The sequence below is a fragment of the Exiguobacterium sp. s150 genome, from assembly GCF_018618435.1.
Taxonomy (GTDB): Bacteria; Bacillota; Bacilli; order Exiguobacteriales; family Exiguobacteriaceae; genus Exiguobacterium; species Exiguobacterium alkaliphilum.
The window spans coordinates 36756-60634 of sequence record NZ_JACSMC010000002.1 but is presented as its reverse complement, the minus strand read 5'-3'; the positions used below and the strand labels follow the sequence as shown (position 1 = coordinate 60634).

27 protein-coding genes are annotated in these 23879 nt (G+C 56.7%); 3 read left to right on the top strand and 24 right to left on the bottom strand.

The window, feature by feature from the left end:
* Window positions 1-20 precede the first annotated feature (20 nt).
* The 7 genes from KNP76_RS15980 to KNP76_RS01875 all read right to left on the bottom strand — a co-directional run bounded on the left by KNP76_RS15980 (window position 21) and on the right by KNP76_RS01875 (window position 7366).
* Window positions 21-1670, bottom strand: coding sequence for a flagellin N-terminal helical domain-containing protein (locus KNP76_RS15980; RefSeq protein WP_214842544.1), 1650 nt, complete (start codon window positions 1668-1670; stop codon window positions 21-23).
* Window positions 1671-1886: 216 nt separating this feature from the next.
* Window positions 1887-2837, bottom strand: coding sequence for a carbamate kinase (arcC, locus tag KNP76_RS01900; protein ID WP_214842348.1), 951 nt, complete (start codon window positions 2835-2837; stop codon window positions 1887-1889).
* Entirely contained in the window at window positions 2830-4101 is a 1272-nt protein-coding gene (locus tag KNP76_RS01895) for a YlbE family protein (protein WP_251137295.1), read from the bottom strand. Before KNP76_RS01895 ends, arcC begins: the two co-directional genes overlap by 8 nt.
* A gap of 148 nt (window positions 4102-4249) precedes the next feature.
* Window positions 4250-5542, bottom strand: coding sequence for a methyl-accepting chemotaxis protein (locus KNP76_RS01890; protein ID WP_214842346.1), 1293 nt, complete (start codon window positions 5540-5542; stop codon window positions 4250-4252).
* A 122-nt stretch (window positions 5543-5664) separates the two neighbouring features.
* A complete protein-coding gene (locus tag KNP76_RS01885; protein WP_214842344.1) occupies window positions 5665-5988 on the bottom strand; it encodes a hypothetical protein in 324 nt (107 codons plus the stop codon).
* 9 nt (window positions 5989-5997) lie between these two features.
* Complete coding sequence (locus KNP76_RS01880) at window positions 5998-6825, bottom strand: GNAT family N-acetyltransferase (protein ID WP_214842342.1); 828 nt, start codon at window positions 6823-6825, stop codon at window positions 5998-6000.
* Window positions 6826-6880: 55 nt separating this feature from the next.
* Window positions 6881-7366, bottom strand: coding sequence for a hypothetical protein (locus KNP76_RS01875; protein ID WP_251137293.1), 486 nt, complete (start codon window positions 7364-7366; stop codon window positions 6881-6883).
* A 155-nt stretch (window positions 7367-7521) separates the two neighbouring features.
* On the opposite strand from KNP76_RS01875, the gene KNP76_RS01870 reads away from it, so the two are divergent.
* Window positions 7522-8019, top strand: coding sequence for a hypothetical protein (locus tag KNP76_RS01870; RefSeq protein ID WP_024370477.1), 498 nt, complete (start codon window positions 7522-7524; stop codon window positions 8017-8019).
* A gap of 33 nt (window positions 8020-8052) precedes the next feature.
* On the opposite strand, the gene KNP76_RS01865 is transcribed toward KNP76_RS01870, so the two are convergent.
* The 3 genes from KNP76_RS01865 to KNP76_RS01855 all read right to left on the bottom strand — a co-directional run bounded on the left by KNP76_RS01865 (window position 8053) and on the right by KNP76_RS01855 (window position 10242).
* Window positions 8053-8346: a putative quinol monooxygenase gene (locus KNP76_RS01865; RefSeq protein ID WP_214842340.1), complete on the bottom strand. Its 294-nt coding sequence runs from the start codon at window positions 8344-8346 to the stop codon at window positions 8053-8055.
* Window positions 8347-8348: 2 nt separating this feature from the next.
* A complete protein-coding gene (locus KNP76_RS01860) occupies window positions 8349-9299 on the bottom strand; it encodes a DMT family transporter (protein WP_214842338.1) in 951 nt (316 codons plus the stop codon).
* A gap of 94 nt (window positions 9300-9393) precedes the next feature.
* The gene (locus KNP76_RS01855; protein ID WP_251137292.1) at window positions 9394-10242 is read right to left on the bottom strand and encodes a YitT family protein; all 849 of its coding nucleotides are present in this window, start codon (window positions 10240-10242) and stop codon (window positions 9394-9396) included.
* A gap of 138 nt (window positions 10243-10380) precedes the next feature.
* Between KNP76_RS01855 and KNP76_RS01850 the strand changes: the two genes are divergently transcribed.
* A complete protein-coding gene (locus tag KNP76_RS01850; protein WP_251137291.1) occupies window positions 10381-11295 on the top strand; it encodes a YitT family protein in 915 nt (304 codons plus the stop codon).
* Window positions 11296-11322: 27 nt separating this feature from the next.
* Here KNP76_RS01850 and KNP76_RS01845 read toward each other — a convergent pair whose 3' ends face one another.
* The 11 genes from KNP76_RS01845 to KNP76_RS01795 all read right to left on the bottom strand — a co-directional run bounded on the left by KNP76_RS01845 (window position 11323) and on the right by KNP76_RS01795 (window position 19134).
* Complete coding sequence (locus KNP76_RS01845; protein ID WP_251137290.1) at window positions 11323-12378, bottom strand: GGDEF domain-containing protein; 1056 nt, start codon at window positions 12376-12378, stop codon at window positions 11323-11325.
* A gap of 99 nt (window positions 12379-12477) precedes the next feature.
* Window positions 12478-12705: a carbon storage regulator CsrA gene (csrA, locus tag KNP76_RS01840; RefSeq protein WP_024370483.1), complete on the bottom strand. Its 228-nt coding sequence runs from the start codon at window positions 12703-12705 to the stop codon at window positions 12478-12480.
* Window positions 12705-13142: a flagellar assembly protein FliW gene (fliW, locus tag KNP76_RS01835; RefSeq protein WP_214842326.1), complete on the bottom strand. Its 438-nt coding sequence runs from the start codon at window positions 13140-13142 to the stop codon at window positions 12705-12707. Before fliW ends, csrA begins: the two co-directional genes overlap by 1 nt.
* 15 nt (window positions 13143-13157) lie before the next feature.
* Window positions 13158-13712, bottom strand: a complete 555-nt coding sequence (locus KNP76_RS01830) for a DUF6470 family protein (protein WP_251137289.1) — start codon at window positions 13710-13712, stop codon at window positions 13158-13160.
* 27 nt (window positions 13713-13739) lie between these two features.
* Window positions 13740-14669, bottom strand: a complete 930-nt coding sequence (gene flgL / locus KNP76_RS01825) for a flagellar hook-associated protein FlgL (protein ID WP_214842321.1) — start codon at window positions 14667-14669, stop codon at window positions 13740-13742.
* Between the two features lie 6 nt (window positions 14670-14675).
* Complete coding sequence (gene flgK, locus KNP76_RS01820; protein ID WP_214842319.1) at window positions 14676-16166, bottom strand: flagellar hook-associated protein FlgK; 1491 nt, start codon at window positions 16164-16166, stop codon at window positions 14676-14678.
* Between the two features lie 12 nt (window positions 16167-16178).
* Window positions 16179-16535, bottom strand: a complete 357-nt coding sequence (flgN, locus tag KNP76_RS01815; RefSeq protein WP_214842312.1) for a flagellar export chaperone FlgN — start codon at window positions 16533-16535, stop codon at window positions 16179-16181.
* Window positions 16536-16642: 107 nt separating this feature from the next.
* Window positions 16643-16894 carry a flagellar biosynthesis anti-sigma factor FlgM gene (locus KNP76_RS01810; protein ID WP_034815907.1) on the bottom strand — a complete coding sequence of 84 codons (252 nt, stop codon included), beginning with the start codon at window positions 16892-16894 and terminating at the stop codon, window positions 16643-16645.
* Window positions 16895-16914: 20 nt separating this feature from the next.
* Entirely contained in the window at window positions 16915-17298 is a 384-nt protein-coding gene (locus KNP76_RS01805; RefSeq protein WP_214842311.1) for a flagellar protein, read from the bottom strand.
* 19 nt (window positions 17299-17317) lie between these two features.
* On the bottom strand, window positions 17318-17986 hold the full coding sequence (locus KNP76_RS01800) for a ComFC family protein (protein ID WP_051622681.1): 669 nt from the start codon (window positions 17984-17986) through the stop codon (window positions 17318-17320).
* Window positions 17983-19134 (bottom strand): DEAD/DEAH box helicase family protein, encoded by a 1152-nt coding sequence (locus KNP76_RS01795; protein ID WP_214842309.1) that lies wholly within the window; start codon window positions 19132-19134, stop codon window positions 17983-17985. The genes KNP76_RS01800 and KNP76_RS01795 overlap by 4 nt, the downstream gene beginning before the upstream one ends.
* A 164-nt stretch (window positions 19135-19298) precedes the next feature.
* Here KNP76_RS01795 and KNP76_RS01790 point away from each other — a divergent pair, with 164 nt between their 5' ends.
* Window positions 19299-20045, top strand: a complete 747-nt coding sequence (locus tag KNP76_RS01790; protein ID WP_214842307.1) for a hypothetical protein — start codon at window positions 19299-19301, stop codon at window positions 20043-20045.
* Between the two features lie 101 nt (window positions 20046-20146).
* Here the strand turns inward: KNP76_RS01790 and KNP76_RS01785 are convergent, their stop codons facing one another.
* The 3 genes from KNP76_RS01785 to treC form a co-directional block, all read right to left on the bottom strand.
* A complete protein-coding gene (locus KNP76_RS01785) occupies window positions 20147-21487 on the bottom strand; it encodes a hemolysin family protein (RefSeq protein WP_251137288.1) in 1341 nt (446 codons plus the stop codon).
* 162 nt (window positions 21488-21649) lie between these two features.
* Window positions 21650-22060, bottom strand: a complete 411-nt coding sequence (locus KNP76_RS01780) for a GNAT family N-acetyltransferase (RefSeq protein WP_371816143.1) — start codon at window positions 22058-22060, stop codon at window positions 21650-21652.
* A 173-nt stretch (window positions 22061-22233) separates the two neighbouring features.
* Window positions 22234-23865: an alpha,alpha-phosphotrehalase gene (gene treC, locus KNP76_RS01775; RefSeq protein WP_214842302.1), complete on the bottom strand. Its 1632-nt coding sequence runs from the start codon at window positions 23863-23865 to the stop codon at window positions 22234-22236.
* Window positions 23866-23879: the final 14 nt, after the last annotated feature.

Below are 23879 nucleotides of genomic sequence, written 5' to 3'. Positions count from 1 at the left end.
TCAAAAGTCTAATAAAAATCTTAACGAAGAAGTTGAAGAACCGCTTGCGGCTGCTGATTAGCTTGACTGAGCATTGCTTGTGCAGCTTGGTTAAGAATGTTATTCTTCGTGAAGTTCATCATTTCTTTCGCCATGTCGACATCACGGATACGTGATTCAGCAGCAGTCAAGTTTTCAGCCGATGTTCCGAGGTTATTAATTGTATGCTCAAGACGGTTTTGGAAAGCACCTAAATTTGAACGTTGGCTAGAGACCTTCTCAATCGCATCGTTGATTTTAGTTAGTGCTTCTTGTGCACCAGCTTTTGTTGATAAATCAACATCCTTGATTTTCAGTGCATCGGTACGCATATCTTCAATTGTTACTTTCATTGTTTGCTTTTGGTTGGCACCAATTTGGAAATCAAGACCTCCACCTTGGGTCGCACTATTTTGTTTTGCAAGACCCAAAAGTTGAGCGGCCTCACTATTGTCAAACTTAATACTGCTTGTAGCTTTATCAGATCCACTCTCAACTACAACTGAGCCATCTTTAATGGATACATTAACACTTTGTACTTGTTTTTCAGTAGGGACAGTAGCGTTATATTTAGTAATCGCAGTATTGATGTCACTTTGAAGGTTAGTTGCGAATGTAGACATATCAGCGTTGGCATTGTAAGTTGCTACACCTACTGTAGCTAAATCAACCTTAATATCTGTGCCATCGATAGTCATAGTCATTTCACGTGCGCTAGTAGCACTGTTAGCGATAGCCGTCACTTGAGCAGCACCAGCTGCAGAGAAAGTACCTTCCAAGCCTGTTGAGCTTCTTGGTGTTGTGGCGTTCGCAGTAAGTCCGTAAGCAGCAGAAGTCGCACTCGCCACTACATCTACAGTAGAAGTTGCACCTACAGATCCAGACTTAATACTAATAGTCCCATCGGTTGCAGCACTTTCTGTCACTGTAACGTTTGAAATTTTTGTATCGTTCGACTTGTTATAAGCTTCGATAGCTGAATTAATATCTTCCTGTAGTTTTGCAGCATATGCTTCTGTATTGACAACAGCACCAGACTTAAATCCTGTATAATCTGACGCAGTTAGACTAACAGAAATGTTTGCACCATCAATTTTTAAATTAAGTGTACCATTAGCAGGAACAAAGGCAGCATCATCTACTTCAGCAGTTGTAACAGTTGCAGCAGTTTCTTTACCCAATGCAGAACTGATAACAGCCGCTTTGTCTGAGCCTGTCAACTGCTTTTGACCAATTGAACCATCAATTAATTTTTTGGTGTTGAATTCAGTTGTATTTCCGATACGATCCACTTCATCTTTTAACTGTGTAATTTCCGTGTTGATTGAAGCGCGATCAGCGTCAGTGTTTGTATCGTTTGAAGATTGAACCGCAAGTTCACGCATACGTTGAAGAATAGAATGTGTTTCGTTCAGTGCACCTTCAGCTGTTTGAATTAATGAGATACCATCTTGCGCGTTACGAGTTGCCTGATCCAATCCACGAACCTGGGCTCGCATTTTTTCTGAAATCGCAAGACCAGCTGCGTCATCACCTGCACGGTTGATGCGAAGGCCTGAAGACAATTTCTCCATTGCTTTACCAGTTTGAGTCGTGTTGAACGACATGTTACGATGTGCGTTCATTGCGTTCATGTTATTGTTAATAATCATTTTAATTTCCCTCCATAGGTTTGAGTTTTTCCGCTCTTCCAAATCCATTTGTCCGAGCATACAAGGTTTAGGCCGGCCCCTCACCTTGTATTAGTTGGAACGTTTTATCGTTTCCATACTCTATATCGGAGTCATCTTCATTCTGTTTAGTGTTTTCGAAAAATTTATTCTCAAACCGTAAACTCCTTCTCATTCTGTTAACGAAAAAACGACCCATCACTGGGTCGCTCCTCCTCGCTTCACCACCACTTCCTCCACAAACCTCGTCCCGGTCTTCCGAGCAATCGCCTCGCCCGCCCGTTCGAGTGACGTGATGATCGCCTCTCTCCCTGGCCGTGACGTCACGAACGAGAGCGCCGACTCGACTTTCGGCAACATGCTACCGGCTGGGAACTGACCGTCTTGAATATGTTCTCGTGCCTCACCTACCGACAACATTACAATCCCACGCTGCGTCGGTTTTCCGAAGTCGATTGCGACTTGGTCGACCGCCGTCAAAATGAACAACACGTCGACATCAAGTTCTCGCGCGAGCAGTTCACTCGCCCGGTCCTTGTCGATGACCGCATCGACCCCGACGAGACGCCCGTCTTCCCGGACGACCGGGATCCCGCCACCGCCACCGGCGATGACGACGTGGCCTGCTGACACGAGCGAACGGATCACGTCCACTTCGATGATTTCGATCGGTTCCGGTGACGGGATGACGCGGCGATACCCGCGCCCCGAGTCCTCGATGAACACCATCCCTTTCTTCTCGAACCGCCCGGCCTCATCTTTCGTATAAAATTGTCCGATCGGTTTCGTCGGATGCCGGAACGCCGGATCCTCTTTCGCGACGAGCGTCTGCGTCACGACCGACGCGACCGCTCTCTCGATCCCACGCCGTCCCAACTCTTCGCGGAACGCTTGCTGCAAATGATAGCCGATATACCCTTGGCTCATCGCGACGGCTTCCGCCATCGGGACGTCCGGTTGCGCGTCCGCCTCGTCGAACACTTGATGGATCATGCCGACTTGCGGTCCGTTCCCGTGCGCTAAAATGACGTCGTGTCCGGCCTCAATCAAATCAGCGATCGAGCGCGCCGCTTCGTGGACAAGCTCGAGCTGTTCCGCCGGACTGTTGCCAAGGGCGTTCCCGCCGAGGGCGATGAGTAACTTAGACATGGCTGACCTCCTCTGAATACGCTTTTAACGCTTTCGTGAAACAGTCGAGCGGCGGATGGACGATACCTGCCCCGACTTGACCGATTCCGGCCTCGCGGTGCGCCATCCCGGTGTTGATGACCGGAAGGATACCCGTCTCGATCACTTTACGGATATCGATGCCGAGCGGCGTACCGCGGAAATCGAGCGTCGGAATCGAGTACGTGTTGTTCTCGTCTTCTGTGATCGTGTACATCGAGCGTGAATAGTCGAGCGCGTCCTCGACCGCCCCCCCGACGAACTGCACGATCGCCGGTGCGCCGCCCATGGCGAAACCTCCGATTCCGAGCGTCTCAGTGATGGCGCTGTCCCCGAGGTCCGGTGCCGCGTCTGTCGGCTCGAACCCAGGGAACAACAAGCCTTCGACGAAGTTCGCCGGTGCCGTGAACCATCCGTCGAGACCGCTCACCCGGATGCCGAAGTCGACGCCGTTCCTTGCCATCGTCGTGACGATCGTCGAGCCTTTCACACCGTGCCCGGCGTCAAGCGACGCCTTCGCCGCCGGCATCGACAAGTTGAGGAAGTAATGCTCATTCTTTTGGATGAAGGCGAGCGCCTGCTTCCGGACGCCCTCGTCGAGATCCGCCTCAAGGAAAGCCGGCATCATGTCCCGAAGGAACAGGCTCGTCGCCGCCTTGTTGCGGTTATGACATTCGTCGCCCATATGGAGCGACTGGGCGATCAACGTGCGCAAGTCGACCGGGCCTGACACGTCGAGCGCTTTTTGAAGCGCCGGCATGTACACTTTCTCGATCCAGCGTAAGCGCTCGAGCACTTCACTTGAGAACGCCCCGAAACGGAGCACTTTGCCGAGCCCTTCGTTGACCGTGCAGTACGCCCGGTTCCCGTCCGTCACGTTCTCGATGATATGGACCGGCATCGACGGCGAGATGACACCGGCCATCGGTCCGACCGCGTCATGCTCGTGGCACGGGGCGAACTCGATCACACCCGACGCCGCAAGTTCGCGCGCCTCGGTTTCCGTCGTCGCGAGCCCTTCATAGAGGAGGGCCCCGATGACAGCGCCTTGCATCGGTCCGCACATGTCCACCCATTCGACCGGCGGACCGGCGTGCAAGATGAGGTGGGCGTGCATACCCGAAATCTCGTAGCGGGCGTGGTTGATGCCGACGAGCACCGGGTGGGCCCCCTTGATCTTCGCGACGGCTTCCGCGTTCCGCTCGTTCGTCTCATCCGTGTTCAACCGGTCGAGCGCCGCGAGCAAGGCGATATCCCCGCCCGCTGGAGGCGACCAGTCGTATTGGACGACGTCCGTCCCTTGCCGTTCGATATCTTTTGAGAAGGCCGACGAACCAACACTGATTGTATATAGAGTTGAATAGAAAAACGACCCATCGCTGGGTCGCTCCTCCTTACACTTCCACTTTCACTTGCTCCGTCTCATTCTGCAAACTTTCCGCGACACGCACGAGCTCCGTCATCGCGCCGTTCACTTCACCGAGACTCGCCGCCTGCTGGCTCGCCGCTGACGTCACTTCCGTCGCGTAACGTGACGCCTCTTCGACCATGCCGACGATACCAGCCGAGTTCGTGACGACCGAATCGATCTGGCCGCGTGACTCATCTAAGAGCGTATCGACCGAATGGACGTGGCTATACACTTCGTTCGCCGAGTTGTGGATCGTCGCGAACGCACCGCCCGCCTTCTCGACGAGGCCGACGCCCGTCTCGACTTCTGCTTTCACGTTCGCCATCGATGACGACGTGTCGCCAACCAAACGCTTGACGTCGACAATCAAATCCGTGATCTCTTGCGTCGAGTTCGCCGTCTGTTCGGCGAGCTTCTTGACCTCGGCCGCGACGACCGCGAAGCCGCGCCCGTGTTCCCCGGCCCGTGCCGCTTCGATCGACGCGTTCAACGCCAACAGGTTCGTCTGTGCCGAAATGTCACTGATGACATCCGTGATCCGTGAAATCTCACCTGTCATTTCTGTCAACTTGCTGTTGAGCGTCGACGACTGCTCGACCTTGCCGGCGATCGCATGCATCGCATCGACCGATGACGAGGCGAGCCCTTTCCCGCTCTCGGCCTCTTGTTGCATCTCACTCGCCGCATTCAAAGCCGAGCCCATCTCTTGACGGATGTTCTCCATCGTCCGGGCGACGGCCCCGAGCAAGTCCATCGAGCTGTACGTCGCGTTGACGTTGTCTTCGAGCATCTTGTTCAATGCGTCCATCGCTTGGCGGATGTTCTCGCCGGCGACGTTCCCTTCTTGGACGGCCGCCGCGATTTCTTGCGCCGAACCCGTCAATTGGTCCGCCGTATAGCGCATGTTCGTTCCTTGCTCCCGCAAGTGTCCGACCATGTTGTCCATCGACAGTAGCAGACGCCCCATCTCCGAGCGGTCGTTCGTCGACTCGTTCGCAAATTCGACCGTCAAGTCACCGTTACCGACTTGGACCGCCTTATCCGACGCCGACTCGATCGCTTTGAGCGGACGGCGCGCAATCAAGTAGATGACGATACTGCCGATAGTTGAAATGAGAAGCGACACGGCCGTCCCGACGAGCATGACCTGACCTTTTTCCATCTCGAGCTCCGTTAGCAATAGAAGCGTGATGTACCCGACCGAACCGCCCGTCACGATGGATGTGACCAAAATCCACGCGAGCAGCTGGGTCGTAAAGTTTTTAAAAATCTTCACTATGAGTTCCTCCTCTGTGTAATTCATCACCTTCTATATCGTCTCGTTGGAAGCTTTTGTATAGCGTTTTCAGTTGAACGTTTGGTCAATGAAAAAACGCCCTCCATATGGAGAGCGTCCGTTCAAAACGGGGCGGTGTCTTTTGTCACACGCGACCGTTCACGCGTCGTCGTAAGCGCATCGATTGCAAGCGCAATTGCTGCCGCCCAATGGAGCATCATCCCGACGATCGGGATAAAGCCGAGCACTGACGCCGTGATGCCGACGATCGGACCGAACGACAATCGGTTCAGCCGGGTGAGCGACAAGACGAGCACGACGATGTGGAACGCGAGCATGAATCCGAGCGGCGAGTAGCCCATGCTGATGATGAACAGACCGCCGAGGATCGGGATCCCGAGGAACGCCTCAAACGCCGCCCCGAGCCATTTCAAATTTCTAACCATGCTGTCACCTCACAGTTCTAATAGGTAAAACTCATATCCGCCATTCTCCGCGAAACCGGCCCGCTTGTAAATCTCGAGCGCGGCCTTATTCTCCGTCTCGACGTCGAGTTCGAGCTTCGTCCGGCCCATACGGAACAGCTGCTGGACCATCTGCTTCAACATCTTTGAGCCGTAGCCTTTGCCCTGCTCGCTCGCCCGGACACCGAACGCGTGGATACTGCCCGCGTCGTCGCCTGAGAGGAGCGCGCGGATGACGCCGACCGGACGACCTTCGACCTCGCCGATATACGTCACGCGGTCCGGCGTGTCGATTTGCCGATAGATGTTTTCCGTCACATCAATCGGGTCACCGAACGCCTCAGATAGTGTCTCGATGATGAGCGGACGGTCGGCGTCCGTCGCCTCGCGGAGCGACACCTCGTTCGGCTTCAAGAACAGCTCCGCCTTCTTCAAGACGAGGTTGTACTCGGAGAACCGATACGCCGCACCGAGGTGGTCGACGACCGCCTTGCCGGACTTCGACTTCCGATCGATGACGAACGTGAACGCCTCGCAGCCGTTCGCTTTCGCGTCGCGCTTCGCGGTCTCCAAGAGCGCCGTGAACACACCTTGCTTCCGATAATCCGGATGGACGAGCGCGTTCACTTCATATTCGTTCTCGAGATACGGGAACAACATCAAATACCCGACGAGCAAATCGTCCGCGTAAACGGCGTAGTCGTTCTGTCCGACCGCCTCGTGGCCGACTTTGACGTCGATTCCGTCAAACGTGTTGACCGCTGCTTCGAGCGCTCGCACGTCTTCTGGTTGTCTCACTTCTTCTACTGTATAGTTCATACCATCACCTCGCCTTTATTGTAGCACAACAAAAAGCCCGCCGAAGCGGGCGGACTCATAACGTGCGGAACTCGAGCTCCGGGAGCGTCTCGAGGAGCTCCGTGATCTCATCCGTATGCGCCTCGGCACCCGGCACGGCTTCGGTCGGTTCGACCCAGAAGAACGTCTTGTCGCTCGCACCGAGGTAGTTGCCGTAGCCGACTTCCTCCGCGAACGCCTCTTCTGACAACTCGCGGTCGACGAGGTCCAAGTGGAACAACAATTGGTCGTCGCCGCCTTCGAGGTTGTAGTAGAGGTCGAACGTGCCGTAGCTCGCCTTGTCGCCGATATCGGTCACGTCTTGCGACTTCTCGATATAGACGTCTCCGCGCTCGATTGCCCCAGCAATCTTCGACGGGAGAATGATCTCATAACCGAGGGCACGGTCGCGAATCGTCTGCGACGTGTCATCGGTCCGTCCCCGGGACGAGACGACACCGACCGTTGCGACAAGGGCCCCGGTCACGCCAAGCGCGACGGCCCATTTCAATGTTTTGTTCATGTTGATCCACTCCTCTTTAGTCTGCCATGACACGATTATCGCACAAAATACAGGCAAATCATTAAATATTCTGAAAAAATGTTTCGGGATGCGTTGACGCACGTTCCCCAATCCCATACGATAAAAGTATCGCATTATAGAAAAGAGGAACCGACATGTCTAACGAATCCCAATTGTCACGGGCGCAGCTCGACGCGCTCTTAAAGAACGTCTTCGCCCTTCAAATCCCGGTCATCGAGAAGTTCATGACCGACCTGTTCAAACAGTACGTCTCGACGGCGTCCACGTTCAAGCAGGACATGGACACGATGAAAGCGACGGACTGGCATAAACAGTTCTTCGGCCAGAAGGCAATGCCGCACCTCTTCATCGAGAACCTCGGCTTCGGCGCCTCGTTCCGTCACCAGGAGCAAGACAAAATCGTCAAGATCCCGGAAAACATGACGATCGTGAAGCCGGACTCGGACGCGCAAATCGAAGAGATCTTGCAGAACTTAGAGAAGACGCTCGCGTCGATGCCAGCCATCAAAAACAAAGGGCTCGTCAAGAAGTTCTATAAAGAGACGCTCGAACTCGTCTGCCAGCTCGGCAGCCGTACTGGTATGATGGACGATTTCTACGCCAAAGTCAAAGGCAGCCTCACAAAATCGTAACTGACAAACCCACGTCCGCGGACGTGGGTTCTTTTAATGCTTCCCTTTCGGCTCAATCGTCACGAGCCGTTCGACACTGGCCAAGATCGGCTTCGCCTGATCGATCAATCGCTTTGTCACTGGAAGCGCGAGCGACTGTTGGTGGGCGGCCTCACTTGCCCACACTTCATAGACGACGATCGCGTCGTCGTCTAGCGAGACGCTCACCCGATACGCCTCGCACCCCGCTTCCTGTTCCATCGCCGTGGCGGCCTCAAGCAATATCGCCAGCAACGTCTCCCGCTCTCCTTGAATCGCGGTCAACTTGCCGATTATTCCATATGCCATCTTCATCCCTCCTTCCCGTAACGGTCGATCGCGACTGACCTTTCCATCACTTTGAGTGAAGCCCGGCTATGCAACGTGACGCCGAGCATGACAATCCCAATTCCAAGGAGCGACAGCCCTGACGGCAGCCCCGCCTGTAAAATCAAAATCTCGCCGACGAGGGCGAACAGCACCTCGAGCGCCTGCGTCGCCTCGACCGTCGCGAGCCGACCCATGTCATGTTTGACGAGGTCGGTCGCTTTGAAGAAGAGCACCGTCGCGATGACGCCGGACAGTAACGCGACGAGGAGCGTCTGCGACACTTGCGCCCCCGACGGCACACCGGTCGTCAGCCCGTAGCCGAACAACAACAACCATACCGGGAGCGAGCCGACGCACATGCCGAAGATGCGCTCGAACACGTCGAGGTCGATGTGGGCCATCATCTTCCGGTTGCCGAGCGGATAGGCGAACGCGGCGACGAGCACCGGCAAGACGCCAATCAAAAGAAAGCGCGGCTCGAACGTCTGTAAAAACTCGACTTGCATGAGGACGACCCCAAACAGAATGATCCCGGAGAACCGGAGCGCCGTCCACGGAATCTGTTCGCGTGTCCCGTCCGCTCGTTTAAAGAGCGGCGATAAGAGCGCGCCAGCGAGAATCGTCACTTGCCACGTCCCGGCGATGAGCCAAGGCGGGGCCTCGACGGCGGCGATACAGATGGGGACGTAAAACAAACCGAATCCGACCGTCCCCCATATAAGCCACGGCATCGGGTCGCTTGCGAGTGCCTTTCGCACGCGCCCTAATCCGCCGCGCATGGCGACGACGAGGATGAGGAGCGGAATCATGAACAAGAAGCGGAGCGAGGCGCTATACGCCCAGTGGCCGCCCCCGATATGCATGGCTTCATTTAAGACGAACGTGCTCGCAAAAAAGAGCGCGGCGAACACGCCGAGGATGAGCGGACGCATCGCATCCCTCCTTTCTGAATCCCCACTAGTTCAATGCGCCCCGCCCGTTCTCCTGCCAAATCAAAAAAACACCGGACCAGATTCGGTCCGATGTTCAGTGGATGTCGCGCTTTTGGAACGTGCCGCCTTTCACTTCCGTCACTTCATACACGACGACGAACGCCTCCGGGTCGACGTGATCGATGATGCCTTTCAACTTCCGCTCCTCGAGCCGGTTGATGACGCATGTGATCTCATGGTACGCCGCTTTCGAGTACGAGCCTTGAATCGATTTGCGCGTCACGCTCCGTCCGAGCCGGTCGCGAATCGTGTCGGCCATCTCGTCGGGTGCGCTCGTGATGATGTTGAACGTCTTCGCCCCGCTCAGGCCCTCCTCGACGATATGAATCACTTTCGAGGCGATGAAGTAGGCGATGGCTGACAAAACCGCGCCTTGGAGCCCGAACACCGTCGAGACGACGATGAAGACGAACGCGTTCAAAAAGAGGATCAAGTCGCTCGTGCTGAACGGCAGCTTTCGCGACAATAAGACGGCGAGCATGTCGATCCCGTCGAGCGCGCCCCCGTTCCGAAGCGCGAGCCCCATGCCGAGACCGATGATGATCCCGCCGACGACCGTGATGAGGAGCGCGTCCCCTTCGATGATCGTCGGGACGTGGTGCATGACGACGGTTCCGATCGAGAGCGAGGCGATACCGGTGACCGACAAGATCGCGAAGCTCTTGCCAATTTGTTTATAGCCGAGATAGATGAACGGGACGTTCAAGATGGCAATGAAGATCCCGAGCGGCAAGCCGAACAGCTGAGAACCGACGATGCTGAGGCCGGTGATGCCCCCGTCGGAGACGTTGTTCGGGATAAGGACCGACTCGAGTCCATAAGCGGCGATCAAACCCCCGATGACGTTCATGATGAGGTTGACGCTCCATTTTGTTCGTTTCATAGTACCCTTCCTTTCGTTACATTTCATCAGTCTAGCATAGTTTTATTTATAATACATAACTAAATTCACGAGATGGTGTCGTTCGCATCCGGGGTCGACATGCTATACTAAATAAAAAAAGGAAAGGGGCGGATGTCTATGCAGCGTCCACCGATGCCTTCCCCGTCACCGGAGGAAGTGACGCGCTTGAAGCGCGAACATAACCCGATCAAACGGACGGAACTCGTCGCCAAAGGACTCCTCCTCTTGTTTGGCGCCCTCATCTTCGCCATCGGGCTCGAGGCGTTCCTCGTCCCGAACCAAATCATCGACGGCGGCATCGTCGGGGTGTCGATTATCGTCTCGTACTTGTCCGGCACGAAACTCGCCATCTGGCTCGTCCTCTTCAACTTGCCGTTCATCTACTTCGGCTATCGTCAAATCGGGAAGACGTTCGCCGTCGTCACGTTGACGGCGATCCTCCTCATGTCGGGTTTCACGATTCTGCTACATAACATCGAACCGTTCACGGACGACCTGCTCTTGTCGACCGTCTTCGGCGGCTTCTTGCTCGGCGTCGGCATCGGTCTCGTCATCCGCGCCGGCGGATCGCTCGACGGGACGGAGATTTTGGCCGTCGCTTTCACGAACCGGCTCCCGTTCTCCGTCGGCGAGATTGTCATGTTCTTCAACATCTTCATCCTCGGGACGGCCGGTTTCGTCTTCAGCTGGGACCGGGCGATGTACTCGCTCCTCACGTATTTCATCGCCTTCAAGACGATTGACGTCGTCCTCGAGGGGCTCGACCAATCGAAGGCGGCGTGGATCATCACGACGTCGCCTGAAGACGTCGGCCAGGCGATCATGGACCGGCTCGGCCGCGGCGTGACGTACTTGCACGGGGAAGGGGCGTACACGGGCGATGGGAAGAAAGTCGTCTTCACGGTCATCAGCCGACTCGAGGAGACGAAGCTGAAAGACATCCTCGACGACTATGACGAGAAGGCGTTCCTCGCCATCGGCAACATCCACGACGTCCGGGGCGGACAGTTCAAGAAGAAAAATATCCACTAAAAAAATCGGCCGCGGCCGATTTTTTGTTTACCCGATCTTCACTTGGTCGCGCCCGTCCGCCTTCGCCTGATAGAGCGCCGCGTCGGCCCGCTCGAACACGACCGTGCCCGGTTCGGCGTTCGCGATCGACACCCCGACCGAGATCGTCATCGGAATCGGTTGGCCCTCGAACGTATACGTCGTCTCCCGGACCGCACGGACGAGGCGTTCGGCGAGCTGATCGGCATCATGCGTGTCCTCGGTCACCATGACGAACTCTTCCCCGCCGTAACGTCCGACGAAGCCAGCTTCCGGACAATGGTCGCGGAGCGTCGTCCCGATTCGACGCAACACCGCATCCCCGGCCCGGTGGCCATATGTATCGTTCAACTGTTTGAACCGGTCGACATCGATGACGAGGAGCGCCCATGGGAGGCCCGACGCCTCGACGTCGTTCAACCGTTCGAGCGTCAGATAACGGTTCGGTAGCCCTGTCAACTCGTCGACGGTCGCCCGTTGCGTATGGAGCCGGAACATGCGTAAATGCGTCTCGATCTGTTTCGCGACCCAGTAGCACATCCAGCCGCCGAAGAATGTGATGACGAAATACGGCAGGAACACATTCGTGAACGCGTGCATCGGAATATTCCCGGCGATGCGGAATAAGACGAGCACGGCCCCAAACACGAGATAGGCCGAGTATAAGTGACCGCGCCGCAGTGACAATCGATTCAAGACGAGCGATAAGACGAAAAACAGGCCGAGTGTGCCGAGCGAGCGGATGAACTGATCGGTCATGCCGTCGAGCCCGAAGCGACCAAGAAGTGTCAGCCCAATCGTGACGGCGACCCCGACCGGTCCGGCATACGCCGCCGCCAAGGCGAGCGGGATGATACGGAGGTCGATGCGCGCCTCCCCGACCGAGAACGAGTTGACGGTCAACAAGACGGCCGCGACCCCCATCGCGACCCCGAACCATACCCGGACGGCGAGCGGTGACGCCACCTGCACCGGCAACACGTGTCGCATCAAGTAGAGGGTGAGCGACAAGACGAGATAGATGATACTGATATTGATAAAGAAAATATTGACAACTTGACCCAAACGACCGCACCCTTTCCCCGAAATTCCCATCCATCGTAACGCATGATCAGGGCGACTGTCATCCGTTAATAAGCTACACCAATGAAAAAAGCCGAAAGCTCACGCTTCCGACTTGTTTTGCATCATCTGTCTCATCAAATTCGCACTATCCCGGGCCGACTCGTTCTCGGCCTGCATCTGGACGTACACTTCATGACGATGGATGTCGATATGGCGCGGCGCGTCAATCCCGAGCTTTACTTGGTCGCCCTCGATCGCGAGCACCGTCAGCGTCACGTCGTCGCCGATATGAATCGCCTCGCCTTGTTTTCGTTTCAATACGAGCATCAGCGCACCTCGCTTTCCTGGCCGCCGAGCGGGAAGCGCGCCGGGTAGGCATCGTCTAGGATGACTTGTTTGCCGCGGCGCTCGTTCGTCTCGATGACGATCGGGGCCTTCAAGTTGAGCGTCGACGTCTCGAACGGCTCGCGGAGCGTGACGATGGCATACACCGAGACGTGTTCGGCCTCGTCGATGCCGAGCTGGTCTTTCGCCCCGTCCGTCAACTCGAACGCGTAGTCCGGCTTATGCCAGAACGGGTTCGTCACGACGAAGGCGCACGCCTTGTCCTCGAGCGACTGGAGCGACCAAAACGGAAGGTCGTCACCGTACGGGATGAGCGCGAACGTCTTCGACTCCGGGAACCCCGGGATCTCACTGACGAACGAGATCGTCTCTTCTTCTTTCACTTCGATCTTGCCAAAATAATCTGTCTCAATGAACATGGATCTTCCTCACTTTCAACGCGTCTCATCATACATCCCACCGACCGCCCACATCTCGAGCGACGCCTGTTGACGGAGCGAGATGTCCGTCGTCCATGGCGTGAACGAGAAATCGGTCGGGGTGAGCGATACATCAATCTGGGCCGGTGTCACGTTCCACTCGATTTTGACATCCGCCGGCGTGTACGTCAACTTGACGCGGTCAATCGACTTCGGCATGAAATCGAGGTCGACGACCGGATACGGGTCGTTCACTTTGCTGGCGGCGATCTGTGGGATCGGGTTGCCGTTCTCGATCCGCATGAGCTGGTCGCCTTCGCGGGCGGCCATACTCGTCGCCTCGCGCGCCCCTTGTTCGCCGAGCCCGCCGAAATGGCGGCCGAGTTCGAGCGCGCCTTTTAAGTTGCTCTCGCTCCGGGCGACCGACGAGTCGACTTCGAGCGTCCCTTGTGTCGTCCGTTGCGACATCTCGACTTTCCCTTGCGTCATCGAGAGCTCCGCCCGCCCTTGTCTCATCTCGAGCACGGGCCGGTTCGACGTCATCTGGATGGCGGCATGCGTCTGCCGCATCTCAAGCCTCGCGAGATTCATCCGCCGTTACCGAAGGAAGTCGAGGAGCGTCGGCTGGATGATGCGGGCGCCGGCCGAGAGTGCGGCCCGGTGCACCGTCTCGTGGGACTTGAGCTCCATGATGACGCGCTCGATGTCGATGTCCTCGTTGTCCGACATGATCGTCTTCGCGATGATCTCGTGGTCTTGCAGGCGATTGTCGACAAGTTCGAGTCGGTTCGCGCGCGCGCCGAGTTCGGCCCGTTCCGTGATCAAGTTCTGTCCGAGCGTGTCGAGCGTCGCGAGCTGTGCCGACAAGTCGGCCCCGCCTGACGTCTCGTCCCCGAGCAGACGGCTGAGGTCACGGAGCCCTTCGAACAGCTCCCGGCCGAACACCGTCTCCGGCTGCATGTTCACTTGCATCGTGATGCCTTTTGACACCTCGAAGGAAATCTTGCCGCTGTCCGTCGGCACACCGCCCGTATAAATCGAATCGACGTCCGCGGCCGGGTCGGCGAGGAACGCCTTCAGCGCGGCCATGTCGATGAGCGGCTGGTCCGTCTTCGTGCCGTTATAGATGTACTTCTCGCCCGATTTCGCGTTCGCGAGCGAGCCGATATGCTCGACGAGCTGGTCGATCTCACTCTTGATGATGGCGCGCTGCGACGACTCGTACGTGTCGTTCGCCGCCTGCGTCGTCAATTCGCGAATCCGTTTGACGGCCTCGGTCACTTCGTTCAGCGTCGAATCGGTCAAATCCATCCAGCTCGTCGCCTCGCTGACGTTACGGCGGAACTGGTCGACCTCGCGCACCTCGGTCCGGTAACGGATGCCTTGCATCGCGACGACCGGGTCCTCCGAGGCGCGTTGAATCCGTTTCCCGCTAATCAATTGTTCTTGCACTTTCGCGAGCGTGTTATAGCTCGCCGACAAGTGCTTCAAGTTCGTCTGTGTGAGCATCGTCTGTGTGACACGCATCAGTCATTACCTCCCTACGATTCCCATGCCGTTGATGATTTTATCGAGCATCTCGTCGACGGCCGTTATGTTCCGGGCCGCCGCGTTATAGGCGTGCTGGTACTGGATCATCATCGTCATCTCTTCATCGAGCGACACGGCGCTCACCGACATGCGGCGCTGGTCCGAGCTCGCCATGAGGGCGAACGTGCTCGCCGCGAGGCGACCGCTCTGGTCAGCCGCGACGGCCATGTTGCCGATCACGTTCTGATAGTACTTGCCGATCGACGTGTCGGTCGTGACCGAGCCGTTGAAGGCGAGCGCTTGTGACTTCAAGTTCGCGAGCGCGAGCGCGCCGCTTCCGTCCCCGATGTTGCCGTCCTTGGATGCGGCGATCAAGTCGAGGTTTTTCATGATGGCGTCGCTCACGTTGATCGTCGCGGCACTGTCAACGTTTGCGAAGAAGTCGCTCGTTCCGTCCGCACCTTTGGCGTCTTTATGTTGTCCGTGTAGCGCGTTGAAAGCGGTGGCGAATTGTTTCGCCATCTCGTCCAAGTCTTTCAGCATCGTCGTGAAGGCTCCGTCGGCCCCTTCCGGACCATCGGCCGAGCCGTACATCTCGACGAGCGCTTTCCACTTCCCGTTCGGCATGTCGGCGTGCGTCAAGTCCGTCGATGCACCCGTCGCGTCCGTCATCGCCAAATTGTCGAACTTGCCGACGTTACCTGAGATGCCTTCGACGAGCGTCACGTCTTGCCCGTTGATCGTGACGCGAATATCGAGCCGGCCTTCGGCGACGCGTTGCGAGTTCCCGCGCGTCTCGCCGTTCAAGTAATCGACCGGGACGCGTTTGAAGTCGATGTATTGGGCGAGCTCGTCCATGTAGCGGTCGCGCTCGTCATAGAGCTCGTTCGGCAAGACGCCGAGCGGTTCCGAGTCCCCGATTTGACGGTTGACGTTCGCGATCTTCGTCATGAGGTCGTTAATCTTCTTCACGACGACGTCGGCTTCTGACTTCAAGTCGTCCTGGACTTTCGAGAGTGACGACGACATGTAGTTGAACGTCTCCGTGAGCGTCATCGCCCGTTGCCGCACGACGCTGCGCGCGCCCGTGTCGTCCGGGTTGACCGACAAGTCTTGGAGCGACGCCCAGAACAAGTCGAGCGACTTGGCGAGCCCGTTCTCCGACGGCTCGTTGATGATGTCTTCCATCCGGCCGAAGGCGGCCTGTTTCGTCGCGTAAAAGGCGTTTTTCACCGACTCGTCCCGATACTGCTGGTCAATCATCAAATCACGAATCCGGGCGAGCGTCTCGCCGCGGACACCGGTCCCGAACTGTCCGGCCTTCGTGCCGCCAAAGTTGACGCTCAGTTGTTCGGTCATGCCGATCGTCAGGCGTTGGCGTGAATAGCCCGGGTTAGAGGCGTTGGCGACGTTGTTGCCGGTCGCCTGGAGCGCCCATTGGTGTGTCGAGAGGCTCCGCCGTGCCGTCTCTAATCCCATAAATGTTGAACCCATCAATCTTCCCCCTTATACGTCGCGGCTGAACGAGCGTGTCTCGAACGCTTGTTGGCCGTAAGTGAAATCGTCTGCGTCTGGCATGAGCATGTCGAGGTGCCAGTTGATATAGTTGAGCGACTGTTCGAGCAAGGCGGCGTTCAGTTCGTTCTGCCGTTTCAATTCGAACAAGACCGGTCTCAGTGCTTCTTTCTCTTCATCGTCCAAAACAAGCAAACCTTGAAGCCGTTCCGCTTCTTTTTGTGCGATTTGCCGGACGAGTTTCGACTCTTCCTTGACGAGGGCGGTAAAGGCGGGCATGTCGCCTTTGATCAAGAGCTGTTCTTTTTCGTAGGCGAGTTCAAGTAAACGTGTATGTAATGTGAGCATAAGTCTCTCCTTTTTCCAAAAAAAGAGCCGACTAAAAAGGGGTCCCCTCTAGTCAGCTTCCGTGCCGTGTTATCCGTGCGAAGGCCTCAAGCGGACCTTGCTTCCATTCATCCTTGTAGAAAGCGTTTGGCGATGTCGCGCGCGTCCCGTGAATACGTCCCTGCGTCAATCTCGGCCTTCAAGGCGTTGATCTTCTCAAGGCGTTCCGGATGTTTCACCGGTTCTTCAAACCGGGCGCGGGCTTCCGCCGATATCGATAGTCGGTCCGTTTGGCGTGTTGGCTCGGGCTTCGTCTCGGCTTGCGTTTTCTTCTCGTACGTGTGTGGTAAATGTACCCACTTGGCAGAATCGATGCGCATGCGTATCCCCCCTCTTGATGTTAGTCCAAACGATAAGCGCGAGCGCTTGGTTTCGTGATGCTCTGGTGTAAACTGTGCAGTTCTTGCTGCATGTCGGTCTGGCAACTCGTACAAACTTTTCCGTCGTTCGTCGGTTCCCCGCACCGGACGCAGCTGATGGCGAGTCCTGGGTTGTCCTTGATGATCAGGCGTCCTTCATGGATATATCGCGTGATATCAAGCTCGGAGACGCCTGTCGCTTCGACGAGGGCCCCGATCGTGGTCTCTCTATTGTCTGGTTCGCGGATGAAGTCGCGTACTTTCAAGAAGTTTTGAAAGTCGACTTCCCCGCAGGACGGGCAGTAAGGCGAGCGGCCTTGTTTCATGAACAGGCGTCCGCACTTTTGACACGTTGTGGCTTCCATTGTCCTTCACCTCTGCCTTTTATATCGGACGCGTTTTTGATTTGTTTAGCGCCCGGAACAAGCAAACGGCAGAAACTTCTCGGTAGCCCGCATGTTTCAACGTGAGCGCCGCCTGATGGAGCGTCGTCCCTGTCGTATAGACGTCGTCGACGAGAACAATTTTCTCACATCGGACTTCGGTTTGTATAGCGAACGGGTTTTGACGGTGCCGCCTTTCTCCTTTCCCAAGTTCGCGTTGACTCAAAACCTCCGTTTTTTGAAGTAGCGGCCGCGTCGGTCCGATGGCACGCGCGAGAAGCTCTGCTTGATTAAAGCGCCGCTCCTTTAATCGCGCCTCGCCGAGCGGAATCGGTACGTACCACACGCCTTTCTCACGACACGCCCGGAGGACCGGCTTCACGTGTTCGACGAGCGCCACGTCCCCGCCGAACTTGTACCGGTGGAGCCAGTTCGCCCCGGCCTCGTCATAGGCGTAGAGCGAGCGCACGGTCAAGTCGAGACCGAGGGCGAGCCAGCGGATGCAGTCCGGGCACGTCTTCTCGTCCTCGGTCGGATGCCCGCATCTCGGACAGCCCGGCACGAGCGGGGTGAGTGACGTCTCGCAGTCCGAACAGACCCAGTCACGTTTGAACAACGTCGACGGCGTCCATTTGACATTGAGCGGTTTCCGACAGACGAGGCAGTTCATCGGCGATTCTCCCGTTCAATCGCTTCGATGGCCCGGTCTTGACGCCACGTCCGCTCGTTGTAGAAGAAGACGACGTCCCCGGTCGGCGCGTCCGGTTTTCGTCCGGCCCGCCCGGCCATCTGGATGAGACCGCGCGAGGTGAAGAGCTCATGTTCACTCTCGATCACGGCGACATCGACCCCGCGCACCGTCATGCCCCGCTCCCAAATCGACGTCGCGAGCACGATGCCGTTCGTCGAGGCGAGCCACTCGAGCGTGTCCGTCCGCTCGTCCGTGTCGGCCGAGACCATGCGGACCGTGAAGCCGGCATCGGTCAATCGTTCCCCGTAGCGGACGAGGTCGGCCTTCGTCGGGACGAACAAGAGCCGCGGCGTCTCCCTCTGGCAGAACGCGATGATCGCCTCATCCGTCTGTCTGACGAGCGTCGGGACGGGCAAGTCATGCCCGTGATAGCGCCGGGACAAGTGGACGGTCGGGAACTGACGCTGCCAGACGGTCGGGGTCGCCGTCACGAACAAGAAGACGCCTTTCCCGGCGCGTCGAATCGTCCACCAGAGCGACAAGTCAAAGGCGAACGGGAACGCGTCCGACTCGTCGACGAGCACGTAGTCGAAGACGTGTTTCAAATTCAATAGGAGCGGTGCCGTCGCGACGGTGATCATCCCGACCGTGTCTTTCTCCCCACCGCCGTAACGCCTTGTGATCGGGACGGAGAAGGCGCGCTCGAGTCGGTCGGCCCATTCGATGGCGACGTCGCGACGCGGCGAGACGATGAGGACACGCTTCCCAACGTTTACGACGCGTTCGATGACCGGGAACGCCATCTCCGTCTTGCCGGACCCACAGACGGCGTGGACGAGGCCGGACGTCTTCGTCTCCCACCACTTCAGGAGCTGTTCGCTCACATGTTGTTGGCCGTCGCTCAACGCGAACGGCATGACGAGCTCGGTCGGCTCGACCGGCGTCGTGACGTCGAGTTCTTTTAAGAAGTCACAGCGGCATACCCGACCGAGGTGGAGACAGTTGCGGCAATAGCTGCAGCTCCCGTGAAGACACGTGAAACCCCGGACGTCGGTACTCAGGCAGCGTTGGCACATGCCGAAACGGATGGCGCGTTGCCCGTCTGGATGGATGACGAGTTGTCCCATGAAATCAGTCCTTTTTCTCTGACGCTATCAGGTCGACTGGTTGCATGACACACGAGTTATCGTCCGTAAGTCGACGCCTTTCGTTCTTTAGGCGGATGTGTTCAAATACGCAATCGATTACGATGATGGAAGAAACAGACTTTTTTAGTGAGGAAGTGGTATGTATGCGGCGTTTTCTCGGGACGCTGATCGGAGCCGGGCTCATCCTGTACGGGGTCGGTACGCTCCTATCACACACATTGTTCGGTGACCCGCGAGATGAACAGCGAGCAATCGCGACGGCGGAACAATACGTCACGACGAACTATCCACATATCGAGGTATCGGCGGTACACGCTGGGCTACAGATTTGGGGGAGCGATGCGTACGTCGTCACATTTGCATCACAAACGAGCGAGGACACACAGTTTGATGTGGTCGTAAACGGGGATGGCGCGATTATCAACGATTACTATGATGACGTCCTGTCCGGGACGGTGACGTTCAATCGGCTACATGCGGAATATCACCCGCTCGTGGAAACAGCCCTCCGCTCGCTCCCGTTCGACTATGAGTTGTATGAAGAAGTGTTGACCATCTATGAAGGCGAAGGTTCGGCCGAGGAGGCGCTCGACCCGACGACGCTCATCCTCGACCACCCGTACGACATCAAACAAATCGGACGCGATCACGGTTCCCTCGTCATCTGGATTGAAGGCGAAGATGCGACGGCGCAACATGCGAGTGAACGGATGTGTGACGTCAAACGCGTGCTCGACGAGGCCGACGTGCCGTTCCGGACACTTCTCATCTCGATTCAAGACGGGAACAAGTCATTCTATTCCGGACGCGTCAACGCGGAAGAAATCGATCAGGAAGGTTTGGCTGACCGACTGCAACGAAATCATAAAGAATGGATGGAGATGGAATGACCGACGGGTAGACTAAACCTCCTCGCTTCAGAAACATCGTCGCCCCCGCATTGATGGAACGACAAAAGGTTCACCCGCAACAAACGCGGATGAACCTTTTGTTATGCCTCTTTGACGTCTGGATGGACGATGAGACGGACCCGTTCGACGTGATGCTCTGTCATCTCGAGGATGGTGAGCATATAGCGGTCGAACTCGAACGTCGTCCCGACGCTATTCTCGTCCCGGTTGACTTGGAGCCAACCGCCAAGCGTATCGATCTCCTCGGCGTTCTCGAACGTGAGGCCGAAGCGTCCTTCGAGCTCGTCGAGGCGGACGCGTGTGTCGATGTCGTACGTCGACGCATCGACCGTATGGATCGGGTCGACCTCGTCCTCGTCGAACTCGTCACGAATCTCGCCGACGATCTCTTCAAGCAAATCTTCGAGCGTGATGAGGCCGGACGTGCCGCCATATTCGTCGAGGACGATGGCGATATGCGTCCGCACCTCGCGCATCTGTTTCAATGTATCTTCTAACGGTGTCATCTCGTGGACGACAGGCAACTCTTTCACGTACGCCTTCAAATCGACAGAAGGCTGCATCGCCAAGCCCATGAGCACTTCCTTGACGTTGATGTAGCCGATTAAATGGTCCTTGTCCCCGCCTTCCATGATCGGATAACGGGTGTACTGGCTGTCAGCGAACGTCGCGAGCACTTCGGCGCGCGTCGCCTCGATGTCGATCGCCTCGACTTTCGTCCGCGGCACCATGACGTCTTTCGTGACGTGCTGGTCGAACGAGAAGATGTTTTGCATCATCGCGAGCTCCGTCTGATTGATCTCCCCGCTTTGAAAGCTTTGCGTCATGATGATCTTCAACTCTTCTTCCGAGTGCGCTTCTTCGTGCCCAGCCGGCTTCACCCCGAACAAACCGAGGAGAAGACGCGCCGATCCGTTCAACAACCAGATGAACGGGAACATGATGCGTCCGAACCAAAACAGCGGTCGGGCAAAGATGAGCGTCATCCGCTCCGCGTATTGAATCGCGAGCGACTTCGGTGCGAGCTCGCCAATGACGACGTGTAGGAACGTGACGATGGCGAACGCCGTGATGAACGAGATGACGGACGCGAGCGACGCCGGGATGTTGAACTCATTGAAGAGCGGCGTCAGTAACCGGACGACCGACGGTTCCCCAAGGAAACCGAGACCGAGCGCCGTCACCGTGATGCCGAGCTGACACGCCGATAAGTAGTAGTCGAGGTCTGAGGCGACCTTCTTCGCGAGCACGGCCGACTTGTTCCCTTCGGCGACTAATTGATCGAGCCGAGACATCCGGACCTTGACGACCGCGAACTCCGAACCGACGAAGAACGCCGTGAGCGCGATCAATAACGCAACGAGTGACAACAACAACCAAATCGGGCCATCCACATCTCCGCCGCCAGCCCCAGCGGCCATTACCTGTGTCGAGTATATCCTGTCCACATTTTCCTCGAATAAATCGAGTGACACCTCCATAGTGTATAAAATTTTATAGGGTCGTATGAACACGACACCATTAAGAAATAATCTACCACGAGAAGCCGACTTTCGGCAATGAAAAAGATAGCCGAGCTTTCTTTACCGGGAAGTCGGTCGTCTCGTCATACCGATTGAAAACTTTTCAAAGCCGAGCTTCTCGTAATACGGTCCCAAGTCTTCGACACACATGAGTTGAGGGATGACGCGATGTCGTTCACAGTGTTGAATGAGTTGAACCATGATGTCTTGGCCGATTCCTTTCCCTTGATGGCTTGGTGACACGCACACGCCGCATATGATGCCGGTAATCACCCCGTCTGAGATGACGCGCCCCATCCCGACCAGCTGTTGATCATCAAACGCATACAGCGCATACCAACTTTGCCGACACATTCGCTCCAACTCTTCAACGGATAACCCAAGTGAATTCCAACCTAACTCTTCATAGATGGTTAACAACGCTCCAAAGTCAGCAGGCGGCTCCGTCGTATAGCAGATCGATTCCATGATTGACTCCTCCGTTCTTTTCGTAGACTCTCTTTCAACTCCCAGACGTAAATAGACGGCTAGGGCTACTATCAGTTTAGCGCTTATACGCAATCGAGTCTTGCTCATCTCTCGCGCCGCCCCTAATGAAAAAAGGCGACCGGCCCGATTCAAGTCGGACCTATCACCCTTTCGATTCACTTCTTGTAGAACATGATCGCCTCATACGCCCGAAGCGACAACGTCGTCCCGTCGAGCTTCGGCACGTCGTAGTTGTGGCTGACGACGTCGGCCCGCGTGAAGCCTTCCGGAATCTCATACGTCGTCTCAGGTCCGTAGAAGTTCGCGACGACGAGCACTTCCTCCTCGTCCGTCTTCCGCGTGTACGCCCAGACGTCGAGCGCGTCCGGTGTCAGGAGCGTATAGTCCCCGTCCGTCAACACGTCGAGCTCTTTTCGGAGTGAGATCAAGTTCTTGTAGTGGTAGAACACCGAGTTCGGGTCGTCGAGCGCCGTCTCGACGTTCACGTCTGTATAGTTCGGTGCGACGTTGATCCACGGCGTTCCGCTCGTGAAACCGGCGTGCGGCGTCGCGTCCCACTGCATCGGTGTGCGCGAGTTGTCACGTGACTTCTGTTTGATGGCGGCCATCATGTCTTCGTGCGACACGCCCTGCTCACGCTTCAGCTTGTAGATGTTGAGCGTCTCGATGTCGCGATACTCATCGAGCGAGTCGAAGCCCGGGTTCGTCATGCCGATCTCCTCGCCTTGATAAATGTATGGCGTCCCTTGCAGGCCGTGCAGCACCGTCGCGAGCATCTTCGCGCTCTCGACGCGGTGGTCGGTGTCGTTGCCGAAACGGCTGACGACGCGCGGCTGGTCGTGGTTGCACCAGAAGATGGCGTTCCAACCCTTGCCGTGCATCCCTTCCTGCCACGTCGACATGATGTCTTTCAATTGTAGAAAATCGAACGGGGCGGCGACGAACTTCTCGCCGTTCGGGTAGTCGACCTTCAAGTGGTGGAAGCTGAACGTCATGCTCAGTTCTTTCTCGTCCGGGTTCGAGTAGCGGACACAGTGGTCGAGCGTCGTCGACGACATCTCGCCGACCGTGATGACGTCATGCCCTTCGAACACTTCACGGTTCATCTCTTTTAAGAACTCATGGATGCGCGGGCCGTCCGTGTAGAACTTGCGCCCGTCCGAGTCGTCTTCCGGGAAGTCCTGCTGTTTCGAAATCAAGTTGATGACGTCGAGACGGAACCCTTTGATGCCTTTCTCGCGCCAGAAGCGCATCATCTCATAGACGTCCTCGCGCATCTGCTCGTTCTCCCAGTTGAGGTCGGCCTGCGTCTCGTCGAACAGGTGGAGGAAATACTGGCCGCTCTTCTCGTCATACTTCCAGGCGTTGCCCCCGAACTTCGACTCCCAGTTCGTCGGCTCGTCGCGCCAGATGTAGTAGTCGCGGTAGCGCTCGTCCCCGGCGAGCGACTTTTGGAACCACTCGTGCTCGGTCGACGAGTGGTTGACGACGATGTCCATCATGAGCCCGATGCCACGCGCCTCGGCCTCACGGACGAGCTCGTCGAGGTCGTCCATCGTCCCGTACGACGGGTCGATCGCGTAATAGTCGCTCACGTCATAACCGTTATCGTTTTGTGGGGACTTGTACACCGGCGTCATCCAGATGTACTCGATGCCGAGCTCGGCCAAGTAGTCGAGCTTCGCGGTCACCCCTTTGATGGATCCGGTGGCGTTACCTTCCGGGCTGTAGAAGCTTTTCGGATAGATTTGATAGACGACGGATTTGCGCCAGTTTTTTTGTGTCATGTGTGTAATCTCCT